The organism is Rhodanobacter sp. PCA2, assembly GCF_013620825.1.
Taxonomy (GTDB): Bacteria; Pseudomonadota; Gammaproteobacteria; order Xanthomonadales; family Rhodanobacteraceae; genus Rhodanobacter_A.
Genome location: NZ_NJIC01000020.1, coordinates 13485 through 29384, shown reverse-complemented (window position 1 = coordinate 29384; position 15900 = coordinate 13485). Strand labels below are relative to the sequence as shown.

Annotated in this window: 18 protein-coding genes and 1 tRNA gene; 11 read left to right on the top strand and 8 right to left on the bottom strand. The window is 68.1% G+C overall.

All coding sequences use genetic code 11. The features are described 5' to 3' along the window. Window positions 1-393 (top strand): VOC family protein, encoded by a 393-nt coding sequence (locus tag PCA_RS08035; protein ID WP_181302078.1) that lies wholly within the window; start codon window positions 1-3, stop codon window positions 391-393. Window positions 394-442: 49 nt separating this feature from the next. Here PCA_RS08035 and aqpZ read toward each other — a convergent pair whose 3' ends face one another. Continuing rightward, window positions 443-1189: an aquaporin Z gene (gene aqpZ, locus PCA_RS08030; protein WP_181302077.1), complete on the bottom strand. Its 747-nt coding sequence runs from the start codon at window positions 1187-1189 to the stop codon at window positions 443-445. Window positions 1190-1659: 470 nt separating this feature from the next. Here aqpZ and PCA_RS08025 point away from each other — a divergent pair, with 470 nt between their 5' ends. Further along, window positions 1660-3003 (top strand): MFS transporter, encoded by a 1344-nt coding sequence (locus tag PCA_RS08025; protein ID WP_181302076.1) that lies wholly within the window; start codon window positions 1660-1662, stop codon window positions 3001-3003. Here PCA_RS08025 and PCA_RS08020 read toward each other — a convergent pair. Next, on the bottom strand, window positions 2970-3656 hold the full coding sequence (locus PCA_RS08020) for a DUF2461 domain-containing protein (RefSeq protein WP_181302075.1): 687 nt from the start codon (window positions 3654-3656) through the stop codon (window positions 2970-2972). The genes PCA_RS08025 and PCA_RS08020 overlap by 34 nt on opposite strands. A 25-nt stretch (window positions 3657-3681) precedes the next feature. Beyond that, the gene (sbcB, locus tag PCA_RS08015; RefSeq protein ID WP_181302074.1) at window positions 3682-5118 is read right to left on the bottom strand and encodes an exodeoxyribonuclease I; all 1437 of its coding nucleotides are present in this window, start codon (window positions 5116-5118) and stop codon (window positions 3682-3684) included. Window positions 5119-5199: 81 nt separating this feature from the next. On the opposite strand from sbcB, the gene orn reads away from it, so the two are divergent. The 4 genes from orn (at window position 5200) to PCA_RS07995 (ending at window position 9160) form a co-directional block, all read left to right on the top strand. Further along, on the top strand, window positions 5200-5766 hold the full coding sequence (gene orn, locus PCA_RS08010) for an oligoribonuclease (RefSeq protein WP_181302073.1): 567 nt from the start codon (window positions 5200-5202) through the stop codon (window positions 5764-5766). 14 nt (window positions 5767-5780) lie between these two features. Then, window positions 5781-6677: a dihydropteroate synthase gene (gene folP, locus PCA_RS08005; RefSeq protein WP_181302225.1), complete on the top strand. Its 897-nt coding sequence runs from the start codon at window positions 5781-5783 to the stop codon at window positions 6675-6677. Window positions 6678-6756: 79 nt separating this feature from the next. Next, a complete protein-coding gene (gene glmM, locus PCA_RS08000) occupies window positions 6757-8103 on the top strand; it encodes a phosphoglucosamine mutase (protein ID WP_181302072.1) in 1347 nt (448 codons plus the stop codon). Window positions 8104-8224: 121 nt separating this feature from the next. After that, complete coding sequence (locus PCA_RS07995) at window positions 8225-9160, top strand: isopenicillin N synthase family oxygenase (protein WP_181302071.1); 936 nt, start codon at window positions 8225-8227, stop codon at window positions 9158-9160. A gap of 210 nt (window positions 9161-9370) precedes the next feature. Here PCA_RS07995 and PCA_RS07990 read toward each other — a convergent pair whose 3' ends face one another. After that, entirely contained in the window at window positions 9371-10180 is an 810-nt protein-coding gene (locus tag PCA_RS07990; protein WP_181302070.1) for an SDR family oxidoreductase, read from the bottom strand. Window positions 10181-10290: 110 nt separating this feature from the next. Here PCA_RS07990 and tpiA point away from each other — a divergent pair, with 110 nt between their 5' ends. The 3 genes from tpiA (at window position 10291) to PCA_RS07975 (ending at window position 11607) form a co-directional block, all read left to right on the top strand. Continuing rightward, entirely contained in the window at window positions 10291-11040 is a 750-nt protein-coding gene (gene tpiA / locus PCA_RS07985; RefSeq protein ID WP_181302069.1) for a triose-phosphate isomerase, read from the top strand. 18 nt (window positions 11041-11058) lie between these two features. Beyond that, window positions 11059-11511, top strand: a complete 453-nt coding sequence (secG, locus tag PCA_RS07980; protein WP_181302068.1) for a preprotein translocase subunit SecG — start codon at window positions 11059-11061, stop codon at window positions 11509-11511. An 11-nt stretch (window positions 11512-11522) separates the two neighbouring features. After that, window positions 11523-11607: transfer RNA gene (locus PCA_RS07975), tRNA-Leu, on the top strand. A gap of 374 nt (window positions 11608-11981) precedes the next feature. Here PCA_RS07975 and PCA_RS07970 read toward each other — a convergent pair. Beyond that, window positions 11982-12884: a LysR family transcriptional regulator gene (locus tag PCA_RS07970; RefSeq protein WP_181302067.1), complete on the bottom strand. Its 903-nt coding sequence runs from the start codon at window positions 12882-12884 to the stop codon at window positions 11982-11984. A 153-nt stretch (window positions 12885-13037) separates the two neighbouring features. Here PCA_RS07970 and PCA_RS07965 point away from each other — a divergent pair, with 153 nt between their 5' ends. Further along, complete coding sequence (locus tag PCA_RS07965) at window positions 13038-13436, top strand: RidA family protein (RefSeq protein ID WP_181302066.1); 399 nt, start codon at window positions 13038-13040, stop codon at window positions 13434-13436. A 283-nt stretch (window positions 13437-13719) separates the two neighbouring features. On the opposite strand, the gene PCA_RS07960 is transcribed toward PCA_RS07965, so the two are convergent. From PCA_RS07960 to PCA_RS07950, 3 genes are read right to left on the bottom strand one after another with little or no spacing between them, the layout of a single operon-like run. Next, window positions 13720-14070 carry a carboxymuconolactone decarboxylase family protein gene (locus PCA_RS07960; RefSeq protein WP_181302065.1) on the bottom strand — a complete coding sequence of 117 codons (351 nt, stop codon included), beginning with the start codon at window positions 14068-14070 and terminating at the stop codon, window positions 13720-13722. Window positions 14071-14118: 48 nt separating this feature from the next. Further along, window positions 14119-14490 carry a rhodanese-like domain-containing protein gene (locus tag PCA_RS07955; RefSeq protein ID WP_181302064.1) on the bottom strand — a complete coding sequence of 124 codons (372 nt, stop codon included), beginning with the start codon at window positions 14488-14490 and terminating at the stop codon, window positions 14119-14121. A 9-nt stretch (window positions 14491-14499) separates the two neighbouring features. After that, window positions 14500-14745, bottom strand: a complete 246-nt coding sequence (locus PCA_RS07950) for a hypothetical protein (protein WP_181302063.1) — start codon at window positions 14743-14745, stop codon at window positions 14500-14502. 152 nt (window positions 14746-14897) lie between these two features. Here PCA_RS07950 and PCA_RS07945 point away from each other — a divergent pair, with 152 nt between their 5' ends. Then, a complete protein-coding gene (locus PCA_RS07945; RefSeq protein WP_181302062.1) occupies window positions 14898-15734 on the top strand; it encodes a DUF3365 domain-containing protein in 837 nt (278 codons plus the stop codon). Window positions 15735-15900 lie beyond the last annotated feature (166 nt).

Genomic DNA, 15900 nt, shown 5'->3' with positions numbered 1-15900 from the left:
ATGGAACCCCTGCTGCGCGGCATCCACCACGTCGCCCTGATCTGCTCGGACTATCCGCGCTCGAAGGCGTTCTACAGCGGGACGCTGGGGCTGCGCATCGTGCGCGAGGTCTACCGCGAGGCGCGCGATTCCTGGAAATGCGACCTGGAAGTCGGCCCCGGCGTGCAACTGGAGCTGTTCTCGTTTCCGGGCGCGCCGCCGCGCCCGTCCTGGCCGGAGGCGCAAGGCCTGCGCCATCTCGCGTTCGTCGTCGCCGACGTGGACGCGGCGGTGGCGGTGCTTGCGGCGCGCGGCGTCGCCTGCGAGCCGGTGCGGATGGACGAGCACACCGGCCGCCGCTTCGTCTTCTTCGCCGACCCGGACGGGCTGCCGATCGAGCTTTACGAGGCGTAGGCCGCCCGGCGGCACGCCACGCGGCCCGGGGGCCGCGTGGCGGGGATGCTCAGACCCGGTCGCCCGTGATGTCGGGCTGGGCCGGACGGTCGCTCCACAGGTAGCGGTAGATCAGCCCGCCGAGGATGCCGCCGATGATGGGCATCACCCAGAAGAACCACAGCTGTTCCACCGCCCAGCCGCCCTGGAAGAACGCCACGCCGGTCGAACGCGCCGGGTTCACCGAGGTGTTGGTGACCGGGATGCTGATCAGGTGGATCAGGGTCAGCGCGAGGCCGATCGCGATGCCGGCGAAGCCCACCGGCGCGCTGCGATGGGTGGCGCCCATGATGATGAAGATGAAGAAGCCGGTCATCACGATTTCGCACAGCGCCGCCGCGGCCATCGAGTAGCCGCCCGGCGAGTGCGCGCCGAAGCCGTTCGAGGCGAAGCCGCCGCCCACGGCGTCGAAGCCGGTCTTGCCCGAGGCGATGGTGTACAGCACCAGGCCGGCCACCAGGCCGCCGATCACCTGGGCGATGATGTAGGGAACCACTTCCTTCACCGGGAAGCGGCCGCCGGCGGCGAGGCCGCAGGTCACCGCTGGGTTGATGTGGCAGCCCGAGATGTGGCCGATCGCGTAGCACATCGTGAGCAGGGTGAGGCCGAACGCCAGCGCCACGCCGGCATAGCCGATGCCGAACGGGTAGCCGTCCGCGCCCGCCACGTGCGCCGCCAAGACCGCGCTGCCGCAGCCTCCCAATACCAGCCAGAACGTGCCGAAAAACTCGGCGACCATGCGTTTGCCCAGGTTCATCGAAAACTCCTTCCCGATTGCGTGGATGGACACGGCGTCGCAGCGCGGCGACGCAGGCCGGATGACTGGCCGCAGGCCAGCCGTGAACGACGTTTCCTCTCCCCCTGAAAACGCCGCTGGACGGATCGGGTGCAGGCTGGTCGACCCGCCCTTGGGCCCGGCATCCCGCCGGACCGCGTGAGCATAGGGGAAGCGGGCGCCTGCGCGAAGTGTCCCGCGTGCGCCCGGTCGGTGTTTTCGCATGATCCGCATGGGTTTGCGGTGACCGTTGCATGGTAGTGCGTGGCGCCCGCTCGATGGCGGGTGCAGCCGCGCCCTGCCGCATGGAGGCCGCGGCAGGGCGATCCGGGTCGTCGGCTGCGTTTTCGGCTTGGCCGTGCATCGACAGCCCGGGGCGGCCGGTGCGGAGACATCGCACGGCCGCTGCGCTATGTTGCCGAACCGTTTCCGCCTGCTGGGCCGGTTCCTCCATGAGCGAAGCATCCACCTTGCCGCCGCCGGACATGACCGGCGCGGCGGCGCGCCGGCTGGATCGCCGCGACGCGCGCACCTTGCTGCTGTCCGCGCTGGGCGGCGCGCTGGAGTTCTACGACTTCGTGGTGTTCGTGTTCCTCGCCGCGCCGCTGAGCGACCTGTTCTTTCCGCACGACACCGCGCCGTGGCTGGCCCAGCTCAAGGTCTACGGCATCTTCGCCGCCGGTTACCTGGCGCGGCCGCTGGGCGGCATCGTGATGGCGCACTTCGGCGACCGCTCCGGGCGCAAGCGCATGTTCGCGCTCAGCGTGTTCCTGATGGCATTGCCCACGCTGGCGATCGGCCTGCTGCCCACCTACGCGCAGATCGGCATGCTGGCGCCGCTGCTGTTGCTGCTGCTGCGCATCGTGCAAGGCATCGCGGTGGGCGGCGAAGTGCCGGGCGCCTGGGTGTTCGTGGCCGAGCACGTGCCGGCCGGACGCACGGGCTTCGCCTGCGGCAGCCTCACCGCGGGCCTCACCACCGGCATCCTGATCGGCTCGCTGCTGGCGGCCTGGCTCAACGCGCGGCTGGCCCCCGCGCAGATGCTGGACTGGGGCTGGCGGCTGCCGTTCCTGCTGGGCGGCGTGTTCGGCTTCGTGGCGGTGTGGCTGCGCCGCTGGCTCAGCGAGACGCCGGTGTTCGCCGAGATGCGCGAACGCCAGCAGCTCAGCCGCGAACTGCCGCTGCGCGTGGTGCTGGCGAACCACCGGGGTGCCGTCGCGGTGTCCATGCTGGTGACCTGGATGCTCACCGCCGCCATCGTGGTGCTGATCCTGATGCTGCCCACGCTGGCGCCCAGGGGCTTCGGCATTCCGCCGTCGCTGGCGTTCTCCGGCAATGCCCTGGCCGCCTGCGCGCTGACCGCGGGCTGCGTGGTCCACGGCTGGCTGGCGGACCGCTTCGGCGCGCTGCCGACGCTGACGGCCGGCTCGCTGCTGCTGACCGCCGGCACCGCCGCGCTGTTCGCCGACCTGGCCGCGGGCGGCGCGCACTTCCTGCCGCTGTACGCGCTGGCCGGCCTGCTGGTGGGCGTGGTCGGCGTGGTGCCCGTGGTGATGGTGCAGGCGTTTCCGCCGCCGGTGCGTTTCTCCGGCCTGTCGTTCTCGTACAACGTGGCCTACGCCATGTTCGGCGCGGGCACCGCCGCGATGATAGGTTGGCTGGCCGTGCACGCCGGGCGCATGGCGCCGGCGTATTACGTGGCGATCACGGCGCTGGTGAGCGCGGGCGTGGGCGGGTGGCTGCTGCTGCGCCGCAGGGCGGATCAGAACTCCAGTTCCTGCGTGGCGCAGAGGTAGTCCACCATCGGCGCCACGCGCTTGAAGCAGGCCACGGTCCACGGCAGCAGTTCGGTGGAGCAGGCCAGCGCCTGATCGAAGCCTTCGCCGCAGGCGAAGTCCTTGCGCTTCAGGTCCTCGATCAGTTCGTGGCCGGGGTCGTAGCCGTGCGGCGGACGCTTCAGCGATTCGCCCCAGAACGTCATGTGTTCGCGGAACGCCGGGCTGCGCGTGGCCTTCTTCCAGGCGGCGGGGTTGTCGGCCAGGAACGCGCGGATCTTCTTCAGCGCATCCGGCTCCGGGTGCCACATGCCGCCGCCGGCGAAGCAGTCGCCGGGCTGTATGTGCAGGTAGAACGACGGCGCGGGGATCTCGTGGCGGCGTTCGTGGAAGAAGCGCGCGCCCTGCCACGGCTTGTACGGCAGCTTGTTGTTGGAGTAGCGCGTGTCGCGGTAGATGCGGAACAGCGAGCCGCCGTTCTTGCGCGGGTCGGCGCGGTAATGCGGGCTGATCTTCGCCAGCGGCGCCTGCAGGTCGGTGATGAATTGCAGGAACGGCTCGCGTACGTGGCGCTCGTAGTCGTCCTTGTGCGCCTGGAACCAGTCGCGGCTGTTGTTGCGGTCCAGCGCGCGCAGGAACTTGAACGTGGCGGGTGTGAAGTAGGCGTGGGGCATGGGTGTGCGGCTCGGGTCGGTTCGGTCAGGTCAGTTCGGCGGCCAGCTGTTCGCCCCAGGCCTGCAACTGGTCCAGCACCGGCAGCTTGTCCTGCCGGGCGGGATCGGCGCGCAGCGCGGCGAGCGTGGCGAAGTAGTCGTCGAAGGTGAGCGTGGTGAGCGGCGTCTCGCGGGTGAGGCGCTGGCGCCGGAAGGCTTCCCAGCGCTCGCGCTCCGCGCCGTCCAGGGTGTCGGGCCAGTTGCGGGCGCGGTAGCGGAACAGCAGCTCGGCGTAGCGCGGATCGCGGAACGGGAACGCGCGCGTGGCCAGTTGCTCCGGCGGCGTGGCACGCACCTCGCGCAGCAGGCGCTTGTCGGCGTCGGGCAGGAAGCCGCCGTACAGCGCCAGCTCGGGATCTTCCGCGGGCGGCAGCTCGGCGGCGCGGGCGAACACGCGGGCCACCTTGGCGGCCAGCCCGTCGGCGGCGGCCAGCGCGTCGCGGTGGGCGAGGCAGCGCTCGGGGTCCAGCTGCAGCCGCGCCAGGTCCGCGCCCTTCAGCGCGGACAGCGGCGCCAGCGCGGGGGCGCGATTCGCACGCACGGTGCGCAGTGGAATGCGCGCCACGCCCTCGGGCAGGTCGGCGCGCGGGGTGAACACGCGGTCGGCGATCTCGTCCTCGTCCAGTTGCAGCCATTCGGACGGATCGTCGGCGAGGTCGCAGACGATCACTTCGCCCGGGCGGCCAGGGTGCTGCGCCAGCGGCGCGATCAGGGCGAGGCAGTGCCGGCTGGCCGGGTAGCGCGAGGAGACGTGCACCAGCGGCGTCATGCCGGCCACGTCCAGCAATTCGAACACGCGCTGCTTGCGGCGCAGCGCGTAGAACCAGTCCCACAGCCTGGGCTGGCGCGCGCGGATCAGCCGGGCCAGGCCGATCAGCGCGTGCACGTCGGACAGCGCGTCGTGCGCGCGTTCCTGCTGCAAGTGGTTCGCGGTGGCCAGCAGTTCCAGCTTGAAGCTGGGCGTGCCGTCCTCGCGCGTGGGCCAAGCGATGCCTTCGGGCCGCAGCGCCTCGCACATGCGCGCGAGGTCGATCAGGTCCCAGCGCGAGTTGCCGTTCTCCCACTCGCGGCCATAGGGGTCGTGGAAGTTGCGGTAAAGCAGTTGCCGCGTCACCTCGTCGTCGAAGCGCAGCGAGTTGTAGCCCACGCCGCAGGTGCCCGGCGCGGCGAGCTGTTCGTGCACGCGCGCGGCGAACTCGGCCTCGCACACGCCTTCGCGCTGCGCCTGTTGCGGCGTGATGCCGGTGATCAGGCAGGCCTCCGGATGGGGCAGGTTGTCGCGCGGCGGCTGGCAGAAGAACATCACCGGCTCGCCCACGATCTGCAGGTCCGTCGTGGTGCGGATGCCGCCGAACTGCGCGGGACGGTCGCGCCGGGTATCGGCCCCGAAGGTCTCGTAGTCGTGCCAGAAGAACGTCTGCATGCGCCGATGATCGCACGGATGCCCCGGCGGCCCCGGCGCGGACCGGGCGTCCCTTGATAGACTGCGCGGCCAGGAGGACGCATGAGCCAAGCCAACGACGACAACCTGATCTGGATCGACCTGGAGATGACCGGCCTCGACACGGACGCCGACTCCATCCTGGAGATCGCCACCATAGTCACCGACAAGGATCTCAACGTGCTGGCCGAGGGCCCGGTGTTCGCGATACGCCACGAGCTGGACCGGCTGGAGGCGATGGATGCCTGGAACCGCAACCAGCACGGCAAATCCGGCCTGTGGCAGCAGGTGCTCGATTCCACGACGGACCACGCCATCGCCGAGCAGGCCACGCTGGATTTCCTGCGCGAATGGGTGCCGGCGGGCAAGTCGCCGATGTGCGGCAACTCGATCTGCCAGGACCGCCGCTTCCTGCATCGCCAGATGCCGCGGCTGGAACGTCATTTCCACTACCGCAACCTCGACGTGTCCACGCTGAAGGAACTGGTACGGCGCTGGGCGCCGGCGATCGGCAAGGGCTTCGGCAAGGAGTCCGCGCACACCGCGCTGTCGGATATCCGCGACTCCATCGACGAGCTGGTCTACTACCGCCGCCACATGGGCGCGCTGGGCGGGCAGGGCTCCGCATGAACGCGCTCGACGCCATGTTCGCGCCCGTGCTCGATTGTGGCGGTCGCCGGCTGGTGCTGGATCGCCCGCGCGTGGCCGGCATCGTCAACGTCACCCCCGACTCGTTTTCCGACGGCGGCGAGCACGCCACCACCGAGGCCGCCGTGGCGCACGGGCTCGCGCTGGCGGAGCAGGGCGCCGACCTGCTGGACGTCGGCGGCGAGTCCACCCGCCCCGGCGCTGCGGAGGTATCGGCGGAAGAGGAACTGCGCCGCGTGCTGCCGGTGATCGCGGAACTGGCGAAGCGCGTGGCGCTGCCGATCGCCGTCGACACCTCCAAGCCGGAGGTGATGCGCGCCGCGGTCGCCGCAGGCGCCGGCATGGTCAACGACGTGTATGCGCTGCGCCGCGACGGTGCGCTGGACGCGGTCGCCGAACTGGGCGTGCCGGTGTGCCTGATGCACATGCAGGGCGAGCCGCGCAGCATGCAGGACGATCCGCATTACGACGACGTGGTGGGCGAGGTGCACCGCTTCCTCACCGACCGCCTGTTCGCCTGCGAACTGGCGGGCATCGACAAGCGCAAGGTGATGGTCGATCCCGGCTTCGGCTTCGGCAAGAACCTCGAACACAATCTGGCCTTGCTGCGCGCGCTGGAACGCTTCGCCGACCTCGGCAGCGGCGTGTACACCGGCCTGTCGCGCAAGTCGATGATAGGCGCGCTGACCGGCCGCAAGCTGCCCGCCGAGCGCGCCGCGGGTTCCGCCGCCGCCGCGTTGATCGCGGTTCAGCGCGGCGCGCGCATCGTGCGCGTGCACGACGTGGCCGCCACGGTCGACGCGCTGGCGGTGTGGCAGGCCGTGCATGCCGGCGACGAGGCGCCGCGGCGCGAGACCAAGCCATCCGCTTCACGCTGGCCCGACGACGATTGACCGTTGCCGCGACAACGGCAAGGCGGCCGGCACACGCCGGGCTGCCGCACACCAGGGATCACACAGGGAGACGACACGCATGGGCGAGCGCAAGTATTTCGGCACGGACGGGATTCGCGGCGCCGTGGGCGTGTGGCCGATCAACGCCGAATTCATGCTGCGCCTGGGCCGCGCGCTGGGCGCGGTGCTGAAACAGCAGGGCGGCGCGCGGCGCGGCGTGCTGATCGGCAAGGACACCCGGGTTTCCGGCTACATGTTCGAGGCGGCGCTGGAAGCCGGCCTGGTTTCCGCCGGCGTGGACGTGCGCATGCTGGGGCCGATGCCCACGCCGGCGGTGGCCTTCCTCACCCGCTCGCTGCGCGCCGAGGCCGGCATCGTCATCAGCGCCTCGCACAACCCCCACTACGACAACGGCATCAAGTTCTTCTCCGCGCAGGGCGAAAAGCTCAGCGACGCGATGGAGGCGGCGATCGAGGCCGAGATCGACGCGCCGTTCGTCACGGTCCCTTCCGAACAACTCGGCAAGGCGCGCCGCATCGACGACGCGGTGACGCGCTACACGGAATTCTGCAAGAGCACGGTCGCCGAGGACTTCAGCCTCAACGGCCTGAAGATCGTGCTGGACTGCGCGAACGGCGCCACCTACCAGGTCGCGCCGAAGGTGTTCAGCGAGCTGGGCGCCGAGGTCAGCGCGATCGGCGACCGTCCGGACGGCTTCAACATCAACCGCGACGTGGGCTCCACCCATCCGCAGGCGCTGCAGCGCGCCGTGCTGGAGCAGGGCGCGGACCTGGGCGTTGCGTTCGACGGCGACGGCGACCGCGTGCAGTTCGTGGACCGCCACGGCGTGCTCGCCGACGGCGACGACCTGCTCTACGTGATCGCCCGCGCCTGGCAGGCGCGCGGCGTGCTGCACGGGCCGGTGGTCGGCACCTTGATGAGCAACTACGGCCTGCAGCTGGCGCTGGACACGATGGGCATCGAGCTGGTCCGCGCCAACGTGGGCGACCGCTACGTGCTGCAGCAGCTCAAGGAGCGCAACGGCGTGCTGGGCGGCGAGACATCGGGCCACATCCTGTGCCTGGACCGCGCCACCACCGGCGACGGCATCGTTTCCGCGCTGGCCGTGCTGGAGGCGCTGGCCGGCGAGGACTTCGCCACCGCGCGGCAAGGCCTCGCCAAGCTGCCCCAGGTGATGATCAACGTGCGTGCCGAGTGCGCCCGCGAGGCGCTGGGCGGCGATGCGGTGCGGAACGCGCTGGCCGCCACGGAGCAGACCTTGCGCGGTCGCGGCCGCGTGGTGCTGCGCGCCTCCGGCACCGAACCGCTGGTGCGCGTCACCGTGGAGGGCGCCGACGCGGACGAAGTCCAGCGGTTGGCGCAAAGCCTGGCCGACATCGTAAAATCCTCCGCAGAACGCTCGTGAACCAGCAGGCGCACCGCGCCTGACTCAGGTCAACCAGGATACGGTCGCCACGGAATGGCCCGACGTGATCCGCCCCGTGGCGGCTTGGCAATCATCGACCGCATCCCGAAGGACTTGAACCATGAAAAGCGTTCCCACCCTCGACATCCGCCGTTACGACACCGACCGCGACGGCTTCGTCGCCGAGCTGGGCGCGGCCTATCGCGAGTTCGGTTTTTGCTGCATCAGCGGTCACGGTATTCCGCGAGAACTGGTCGAAGGCGCCTACGACGCCTTCCAGCGCTTCTTCGCGCTGCCTGCCGAAACGAAGATGCAGTACCACGTGCCCGGCAGCGGCGGCGCGCGCGGCTACACCCCGTTCAAGGTGGAGACCGCGAAGGACAGCAAGCACCCGGACCTCAAGGAGTTCTGGCACGTGGGCCGCGAGTTGCCCGCCAACTCCAGGTTCGCCGGCGTGATGGCGCCGAACCTGTGGCCCACCGAAGTGCCGGAGTTCCGCCCGTACGGCTACGGCCTGTACGAGGCGCTGGACCAACTGGGCAGCCGCGTGCTGCGCGCGCTGGCCCTGCACATCGGCCTGCCCGAGCGGTATTTCGAGGACAAGACCGACCAGGGCAATTCCATCCTGCGGCCGATCCACTACCCGCCGATCACCGAAGCGAACGTTCCGAACGTGCGCGCCGGCGCGCATGAGGACATCAACTTCATCACCCTGCTGGTGGGCGCCAGCGCCGAAGGGCTGGAAGTGCTGACGCGCGAGGGCCAGTGGCTGCCGATCACCACCGAGGGTGACGCCATCGTGGTGAACATCGGCGACATGCTGCAGCGCCTGACCAACCACGTGTACCCGTCCACCACCCATCGCGTGGTGAATCCGCAGAACGCGAATGCGCGCAAGCCGCGCTACTCGGTGCCGTACTTCCTGCATCCGAATCCCGACGTGGTGCTCGACCCGCTGCCGCAGTGCGTGACGCCGGACAACCCGAAGCGTTACGACGCGTCCATCACCGCGCACGAATACCTGCAGCAGCGCCTGCGCGAGATCAAGCTGATCTGAGCGGTGGGTGCGGCCGCGTCGTGGTGCGCGATGTCCCACGCGCGGCGCCGCCAAGGATGGTCTGATCAATCGACTGCTTGCTCGTCATTCCTGCAAAAGCAGGAATCCAGTGCCCTTGCTTTCAGTGGTTTGCAGGCACTGGATGACCAGCTTCGCTGTTGTGAGGCGCCTCCAGCCTTCGCTGGGATGACGTGCAAAATCAGACCATGCCTAATCGGTGGGCTGGCGATAGCGCCGCGCCTGGCGTGCCGACAGGTGCGCCGCAAGCCAGTCCGGCATCAGCTTGAATGCGCTCTTGATCGCGCGGTTCACGCGGCCGGTGACCTGCACCGCGGTACCGCGCTCCACGGCGGAGATGCCTTCGGCCACCACCGCGTCGGCGTTCTGCCACATGAAGCCGGGCAGCTTGTTCATCATCGTGCGCGTGCCGGTGACGTCGTGGAATTCGGACCAGGTGAAGCCCGGGCACAGCGCGCACACGTGCACGCCGCGGCCGCGGCTTTCCTGCGCCAGCCCTTGCGAGAACTTGATCAGGAACGCCTTGGCGGGTGCGTACAGCGTGTGGCCCGCGGTGCCCGGCACGTGGCCGGCCAGCGACGCGACGTTGACGATGCGACCGTAGCCGCGTTCGCGCATGCCGGGCAGCAGGCGCCAGGCCAGTTCCACCGGCGCGGCCAGCAACACCCGGAGGAAGTCGGCGTGCGTTCGCCAGTCGTTCGCCACGAAGCTGCCGGGCACCCCGTAACCGGCGTTGTTGACCAGCCAGTCCACCGCAAGTCCGCGCTGGGCCAGTTCCTCGCACAGCGCCATCGGCGATGCCGGGTCGGCGAGGTCGGCCGCCAGCGTGGTCACCACGCTGCCGTGCCGCTGGCGCAAGTCCGCCGCCAGCGCCTCCAGCCGGTCCTGCCGCCGCGCGGTCAGCACCAGGTCGTGGCCGCGTGCCGCGAGCGCCTTGGCGAAGGTCGCGCCTATGCCGGCGGAGGCGCCGGTGACCAGGCTGAGGGGGCGTGCAGGCGTCATGTGGATCTCCCGGAAGCGTCCCTACATCCTGGACGCTGCGCTGCAGCAATACCAGTCCTGCTATGGTCCTGTAAAATCTCGGGTTTGTCCGCGATGGAATGACATCAGACATGCGCAAGAAGCTTGTTGCCGCCAACTGGAAAATGCACGGCAGCCGTTCGATGGCCGCCGCCCTGTGCGGCGAGATCGCCGCCGCCGACACGGCTGGCGTCGACGTGGTGATCTGCCCGCCGTTCCCCTACCTGGACACCGTGGCCGCGGCCTGCGCGGATGCCGGCATCGGCATCGGCGCGCAGGATCTCAGCGAACACGAGGGGCAGGGCGCCTACACCGGCGAGGTGTCGGCCGCGATGCTGGCCGATTGCGGTGCGCAATGGGTGCTGACCGGGCATTCCGAGCGCCGCCAATACCACGGCGAAAGCGATGCGCTGGTGGCGCGCAAGTTCGTGGTGGCCCGCGCCGACGGCCTCACCCCCGTACTCTGCGTGGGCGAGACCCTGGCCCAGCGCGAGGCCGGCGACACCGAGACGGTGATCGCCCGCCAGTTGCAGGCCGTGCTTGCCGTGGCCGGCATCGCCGCATTCGACACGGCCGTGATCGCGTACGAACCGATATGGGCCATCGGCACCGGCCACACCGCCACGCCGGCCCAGGCGCAGGAGGTCCACGCCTTCATCCGTAGCCAACTCCAAAAGGAAGATGCTATGATTGCCCGTCTGACTCGGCTGCTTTACGGCGGCAGCGTCAAGGCGGCCAATGCCGCCGAATTGTTCGCGCAGTCGGATGTGGACGGAGGCCTGATCGGTGGAGCCTCGTTGACCGCTTCCGACTTCCTTGGAATCTGCGCAGCGGCGCGCTAAGCGCCACGGGCCCGATTGATGTTCGTCATTTTCAGCGTGTTTTACATCCTGATCGCCGCGGCCATGACCGTGCTGATCCTGCTGCAGAACGGGGAAGGCGCCAGCGCCGGTTCCGGCTTCGGCGGCGGCGCTTCGGCGACGGTGTTCGGCGCGCGCGGTTCGGCCAACTTCCTGACCCGCGCCACCGCCGTGCTGGCCGGGCTGTTCTTCGCCCTCAGCCTGGGCATGGGCGTGTACCTGCACAGCCACGGCACGCAGCAGAACAGCGGCGCCGACCTCGGCGTGATGGCCGGCATGGGCCAGCAGCCGGCGCCCGCCAAGCAGGCCCCGGCGGCAGCCACGCCGGCGAACCCGGAAGTCCCCGCCGCCGCGCCAGCGGCCGCAGCAAACCCGGCGGTCCCGGCCGCGCCGGCGACGAGCAAGCAGCAAGGCGAGGTACCTGCCGCGCCCGCGCCGCAAAAGCAACACTGAGCATCACACCTGCCCAGGTGGCGGAACTGGTAGACGCACTACCTTGAGGTGGTAGCGCCGCAAGGCGTAGGGGTTCGAGTCCCCTCTTGGGCACCAATGCATAGTCCGGAAGCGTCCAGAATGGACCAGAAAGACTAGGGAAACCCGCCACTTAGGCGGGTTTTTTATTACCTGCCTGTCCAGCCGTGTCCGGGGGCATCCATTGCAATCCGGCGTCCCACAACGTCTCTTCGACGGGGGCGGCCTGTACTTGGAAGTCTCGCCAGCTGGCGGCAAGCTGTGGCGGCTGGGCATGCACGCTGCCAGCAGCTTCTGGTGTTCGCCCACTGGACGCTTGGCCTTGCGGCGACGACGCACGGACATCTCACACGATCTCCTGATCTGCAACAAGCCCCGGTTTTCCGGTTTTTTTGTATCTGGCGCTCTCGCCCCGGAAGGCTGGCAAGGCAATGCCGTCGAAGCCGGGCGGATCAGGAGGTCGCGCCGATAAACTCCTCCACCCAGGCGATGAAGGCGCGCAGCCTGACATCGGCGCGCCGGCTCGGGTGGAAAGCGACATGCAATGGCATGGGATCGAGTTGCCAGTCAGTGAACAACGGGATCAATCTGCCTTCGGCCGTGCAAGGTTCGGCCATGTAGTCTGGTAGCCATACGATTCCCAACCCGGCCACGCCTGCTGCCAGATAAGCGTTGCCGTCATCGACGGCAAGGGCATAGTTGCCGCGGATGCTGACGATCTCCTCGCCACGTCGCATCGGATACGGAACGCGCTGGTTCTTGTGTGCCCACATATAGCCCACGATTTGATGCGCGGGCCCATCCAGTTCGCTCGGATGACCGGGGCTCCCGTTGCGCTGCAGATACCCAGGCGCGGCGTAAGTCTGCAGATGGAGATTGCCCACCCGTTTGGCGATCAGCGTCTGGTCGGTGATCGGCCCGCCCCGAATCACACAGTCGATGTTCTCGTCCAGCAGATCGGACGTGCGATCACTGACCCGCATGTCGATCTGGATGCCGGGGTAGCGTTCGTGGAAGTCGGCCAGCGCAGGCACCAGGATCAAACGGGCCAGTGGGCTGGGCACATCGATCCGCAAGCGCCCTTCGAGCATGTCCGATCCTTCCAACGCGCCATGTTCCGCTTCCTGCAGATCGGCCAGCAGTCGGATCACCCGGTCGTAGAACGCTTGCCCTGCAACCGTCACCTTGACCTTGCGCGTGGTTCTATGAAGCAACTTGGCCTGCAGGCGTGTCTCGAGCTGCTGCACCAATTGGGTCGCCGTCGCCCGGCTGATATGCAGGGTTTCCGACGCCTTGGTGAAGCTGCCCGTTTCCACGACGCACGCAAAGACCCGCATCGCATCGAATCGATCCATTTTGTTCCGCGAACTTGATTCTTATTGTTCCGATTTTACGAATTATGTTGGAGGGAATCGACCGTTTATCGCGGAAGCCCCCATCGGTAGAGTCTTCTCATACCCCCAACGAAGTCCGGCAAAGGTTGCCGGGCAGGAACGTGAGAACTCGCCATGGCGTCGTCCCGTGATGTTGTATTTCCCGCAGGGCGTCAAGCTCTGTATGAACGAAACCGCTATTCCCCGGCCGTGCGTGCGGACGGCTTCCTTTTCGTGTCCGGCCAGGTCGGCAGCCGAGAGGATGGTTCGCCCGAGCCGGACCCGGAAGCGCAGGTTCGACTCGCTTTTGACAACCTCAATGCTGTACTGGAAGCCGCCGGATGCAGGTTCGACGATGTGGTCGATGTCACCGTATTCCTGGTTGATCCGCAGAACACGTTGGAGACCGTCTGGAAAGTGCTGCCGGACTACTGGGGCGAGGCGCCATATCCGACGCTGACGGGCGTTGGCGTGACCTGGCTGTCTGGCTTCCAGTTCGAGATCAAGGTGATCGCGCGACTGCCCACGGCCTGAGCGGTCGAAGCTTCGAACTGCCGATCCTGCGGGTCCCCCTTCCGGTTCCGGTGGCGCCGGCTGGCCTGGTGATCTGGAGGCAGGGATGACGCCTGGATATCTGTTCAATCCTGCGCCTGCCCAGGGGATGGACAGGCGACTCCTTTGTTGCATGCCGCCGGCATCGACAAGCCGCTCCGTCACGCCAATCGCTTGGGAAGGTCTGATCAATCAATTGCTTGCTCGTCATTCCTGTGAAGCGCCTCCGGCCTTCGCCGGGATGACGAGCAAAATCAGACCATCCCTAGGCCGCTGCGGAGAACTCCTGGAACGCTTCCAAGGCATGCGCGGCGTACATCAGCGACGGACCACCGCCCATGTAGACGGCGACGCCGAGCATTTCGCGCACTTCGTCGTCGGTCGCGCCCAATCGCACCAGTGCCTTGGCGTGGAAGCCGATGCAATCGTCGCAATGGGTGGCTACGCCGATCGCCAGTGCGATCAGCTCCTTGGTTTTTGCGTCCACCGCACCTGCCGCCAGGGCGCTGCGCGCCAGCGCGCTGAATCCCTGCATGACGTCCGGCAGATCACGGCGCAGCGGCGCCAGGTACGCATTGGTGTTTTCGGTGAGGTCGCGGTAGCGAGTTTTGGTCATGGCATGGACTCCTCTGGGTTGCCTTGATGCTTGATCGCCCGAACGCAATCAACGCTTGCGCCGGGTAACGGGAAAACCGGCGGCGGACCATGCAGCCATGCCGCCGTCGACGTTTGTGTAGCGACGACGGGAGTCACCGGACAGGATCCTCTGGGCGATACGCGAACGCATGCCGCTCTGGCAGACCAGCAACACCTCGGTGGTCGTTTCCGGTATGCCCAGCGCGTCGATCGCGCGGCTGCCCTCGCTGCGGATCCTTCCCAGCGGCAGGTGCAACGCCTGTGATGCGTGGCCGGCGGCGAATTCGTTCGGCTCGCGCACGTCCACCAGCACGGCGCCAGCGTTGATGCGCCGGACTGCTTCCTGGGAACCCACCTGTTCTCCGGTGCGGCCAAACAAGGCCTTGATGAGGCTGATCACGACTTCTCCCTACCTCAGTTGTTTCGTGGCGGTGCGCAATGGTCGTTGTGCGAGGACTGCATCGCCTGCAATGTCGCGGCCACGGCGCTCATGATCGAGCGGCGCATTCGGGTCGCTGACAACCGCGGCATCGGCGGTGCTTCGCAGGTCGATCTGCCAATGGCCATGGCCGTTCCAGCCTTGCGGCAGGGCAGGGGAAATCCCGTGAACACAGCGGTGCGCGGCGGTTGCCAAACCGTTCGTGGTGCGGACCATGGCGACACATTCATTTAATTAGCTTGCGCTAATATAATTAATGTCTAATATAGATGCAAGCCGGTTGGGCATGAACCGGCAAGCGGATCGGGCAACGACGCGGCCCGTCCACGGCAAGGCCGCCGATGCTCCAACGGTGGAGGCAAACCGCCATGACCAACATCCTGTGGCCCGGCGACACCGGCGACACCGGCGACACCGGCGGCACGAGCGCAGCATGCGAGTTGCACGAGCTGCTGACGGTGAAGCCGGCGATCCCCGGTCCGTCGCGACTGGTGCGACAACCGGCGCCGGTTGTTTTGCCCCCACATGCCGCCCACGCACAACGGAAGAAAGGAGGTGTTGCCATGAAGTCACTGTCGCCACGGAGCCTGCCTGTACCTGTTGCGGTTCTTGCCGCGGGCCTGTTGTTCTGCACGCGAATCTCCGCGGCCGGCCAGGTCGACACCGCTGCACCGGCCCCTGCGTCCACAGCGGCGACGGTGCCGCTGGAGCGTGCGAAAGCCGCGGCGCAGGAGTTCAGCAGTCGATTGCGGACGACATTGCAAGCCGCCATGGCAAAGGGCGGCCCCGCAAGCGGTGTGCAGGTTTGCAGCGAGGCCGCGCCGGCTATTGCCGAGGAGGTGGCGTCCCGGTACGGCGTCCGCCTGGGCCGGGTCGCGCTGCCCGGGCGCAACCGCAATCCGGCACAGGCGGCGAAGGACTGGCAACTCGAGGCCCTTCAGCAGTTCCAGAAAGCTGTTTCCGAAGGTGCGCCGGCGGCGGATCAGGCGCTTGTGGTGCGCGAACGACTGCCCGAGGGGGTGGCTCTTCGCATGATCCGCGGTATTCCCACCGAGCCCGGTTGCCTGGCCTGCCACGGCACGCAGGTTGCGCCACAAGTCCGCGCCATGATCGCAAGCCGTTATCCCACCGACGGCGCCACCGGCTTCGGTGTTGGCGACCTGCGCGGTGCACTGTGGGTCGAGGTGCCTGCCACACAGCCCTGAATCCAGCGGAGACGACACGCTGCTTCGGAGCAGAAAGGCTGTCGGGAAACCGCGGCCTGCCAGGAATGCGGCACGACGGCCGTATCGCTGATCCAGCCGAACCACTCCGCGCTCGGCCACCGATGCCGTCGTCGACGACGCTGCGTATCCGGGGCCCCGGTTGCCG

What these genes read in the sequence shown, in the direction of transcription:
- PCA_RS08035 (WP_181302078.1), top strand. Translation starts at nt 1, where the DNA reads ATGGAACCCCTGCTGCGCGGCATCCACCACGTCGCCCTGATCTGCTCG.
- aqpZ (WP_181302077.1), bottom strand. Translation starts at nt 1,189, where the DNA reads ATGAACCTGGGCAAACGCATGGTCGCCGAGTTTTTCGGCACGTTCTGG.
- PCA_RS08025 (WP_181302076.1), top strand. Translation starts at nt 1,660, where the DNA reads ATGAGCGAAGCATCCACCTTGCCGCCGCCGGACATGACCGGCGCGGCG.
- PCA_RS08020 (WP_181302075.1), bottom strand. Translation starts at nt 3,656, where the DNA reads ATGCCCCACGCCTACTTCACACCCGCCACGTTCAAGTTCCTGCGCGCG.
- sbcB (WP_181302074.1), bottom strand. Translation starts at nt 5,118, where the DNA reads ATGCAGACGTTCTTCTGGCACGACTACGAGACCTTCGGGGCCGATACC.
- orn (WP_181302073.1), top strand. Translation starts at nt 5,200, where the DNA reads ATGAGCCAAGCCAACGACGACAACCTGATCTGGATCGACCTGGAGATG.
- folP (WP_181302225.1), top strand. Translation starts at nt 5,781, where the DNA reads ATGTTCGCGCCCGTGCTCGATTGTGGCGGTCGCCGGCTGGTGCTGGAT.
- glmM (WP_181302072.1), top strand. Translation starts at nt 6,757, where the DNA reads ATGGGCGAGCGCAAGTATTTCGGCACGGACGGGATTCGCGGCGCCGTG.
- PCA_RS07995 (WP_181302071.1), top strand. Translation starts at nt 8,225, where the DNA reads ATGAAAAGCGTTCCCACCCTCGACATCCGCCGTTACGACACCGACCGC.
- PCA_RS07990 (WP_181302070.1), bottom strand. Translation starts at nt 10,180, where the DNA reads ATGACGCCTGCACGCCCCCTCAGCCTGGTCACCGGCGCCTCCGCCGGC.
- tpiA (WP_181302069.1), top strand. Translation starts at nt 10,291, where the DNA reads ATGCGCAAGAAGCTTGTTGCCGCCAACTGGAAAATGCACGGCAGCCGT.
- secG (WP_181302068.1), top strand. Translation starts at nt 11,059, where the DNA reads ATGTTCGTCATTTTCAGCGTGTTTTACATCCTGATCGCCGCGGCCATG.
- PCA_RS07970 (WP_181302067.1), bottom strand. Translation starts at nt 12,884, where the DNA reads ATGGATCGATTCGATGCGATGCGGGTCTTTGCGTGCGTCGTGGAAACG.
- PCA_RS07965 (WP_181302066.1), top strand. Translation starts at nt 13,038, where the DNA reads ATGGCGTCGTCCCGTGATGTTGTATTTCCCGCAGGGCGTCAAGCTCTG.
- PCA_RS07960 (WP_181302065.1), bottom strand. Translation starts at nt 14,070, where the DNA reads ATGACCAAAACTCGCTACCGCGACCTCACCGAAAACACCAATGCGTAC.
- PCA_RS07950 (WP_181302063.1), bottom strand. Translation starts at nt 14,745, where the DNA reads ATGGTCCGCACCACGAACGGTTTGGCAACCGCCGCGCACCGCTGTGTT.
- PCA_RS07945 (WP_181302062.1), top strand. Translation starts at nt 14,898, where the DNA reads ATGACCAACATCCTGTGGCCCGGCGACACCGGCGACACCGGCGACACC.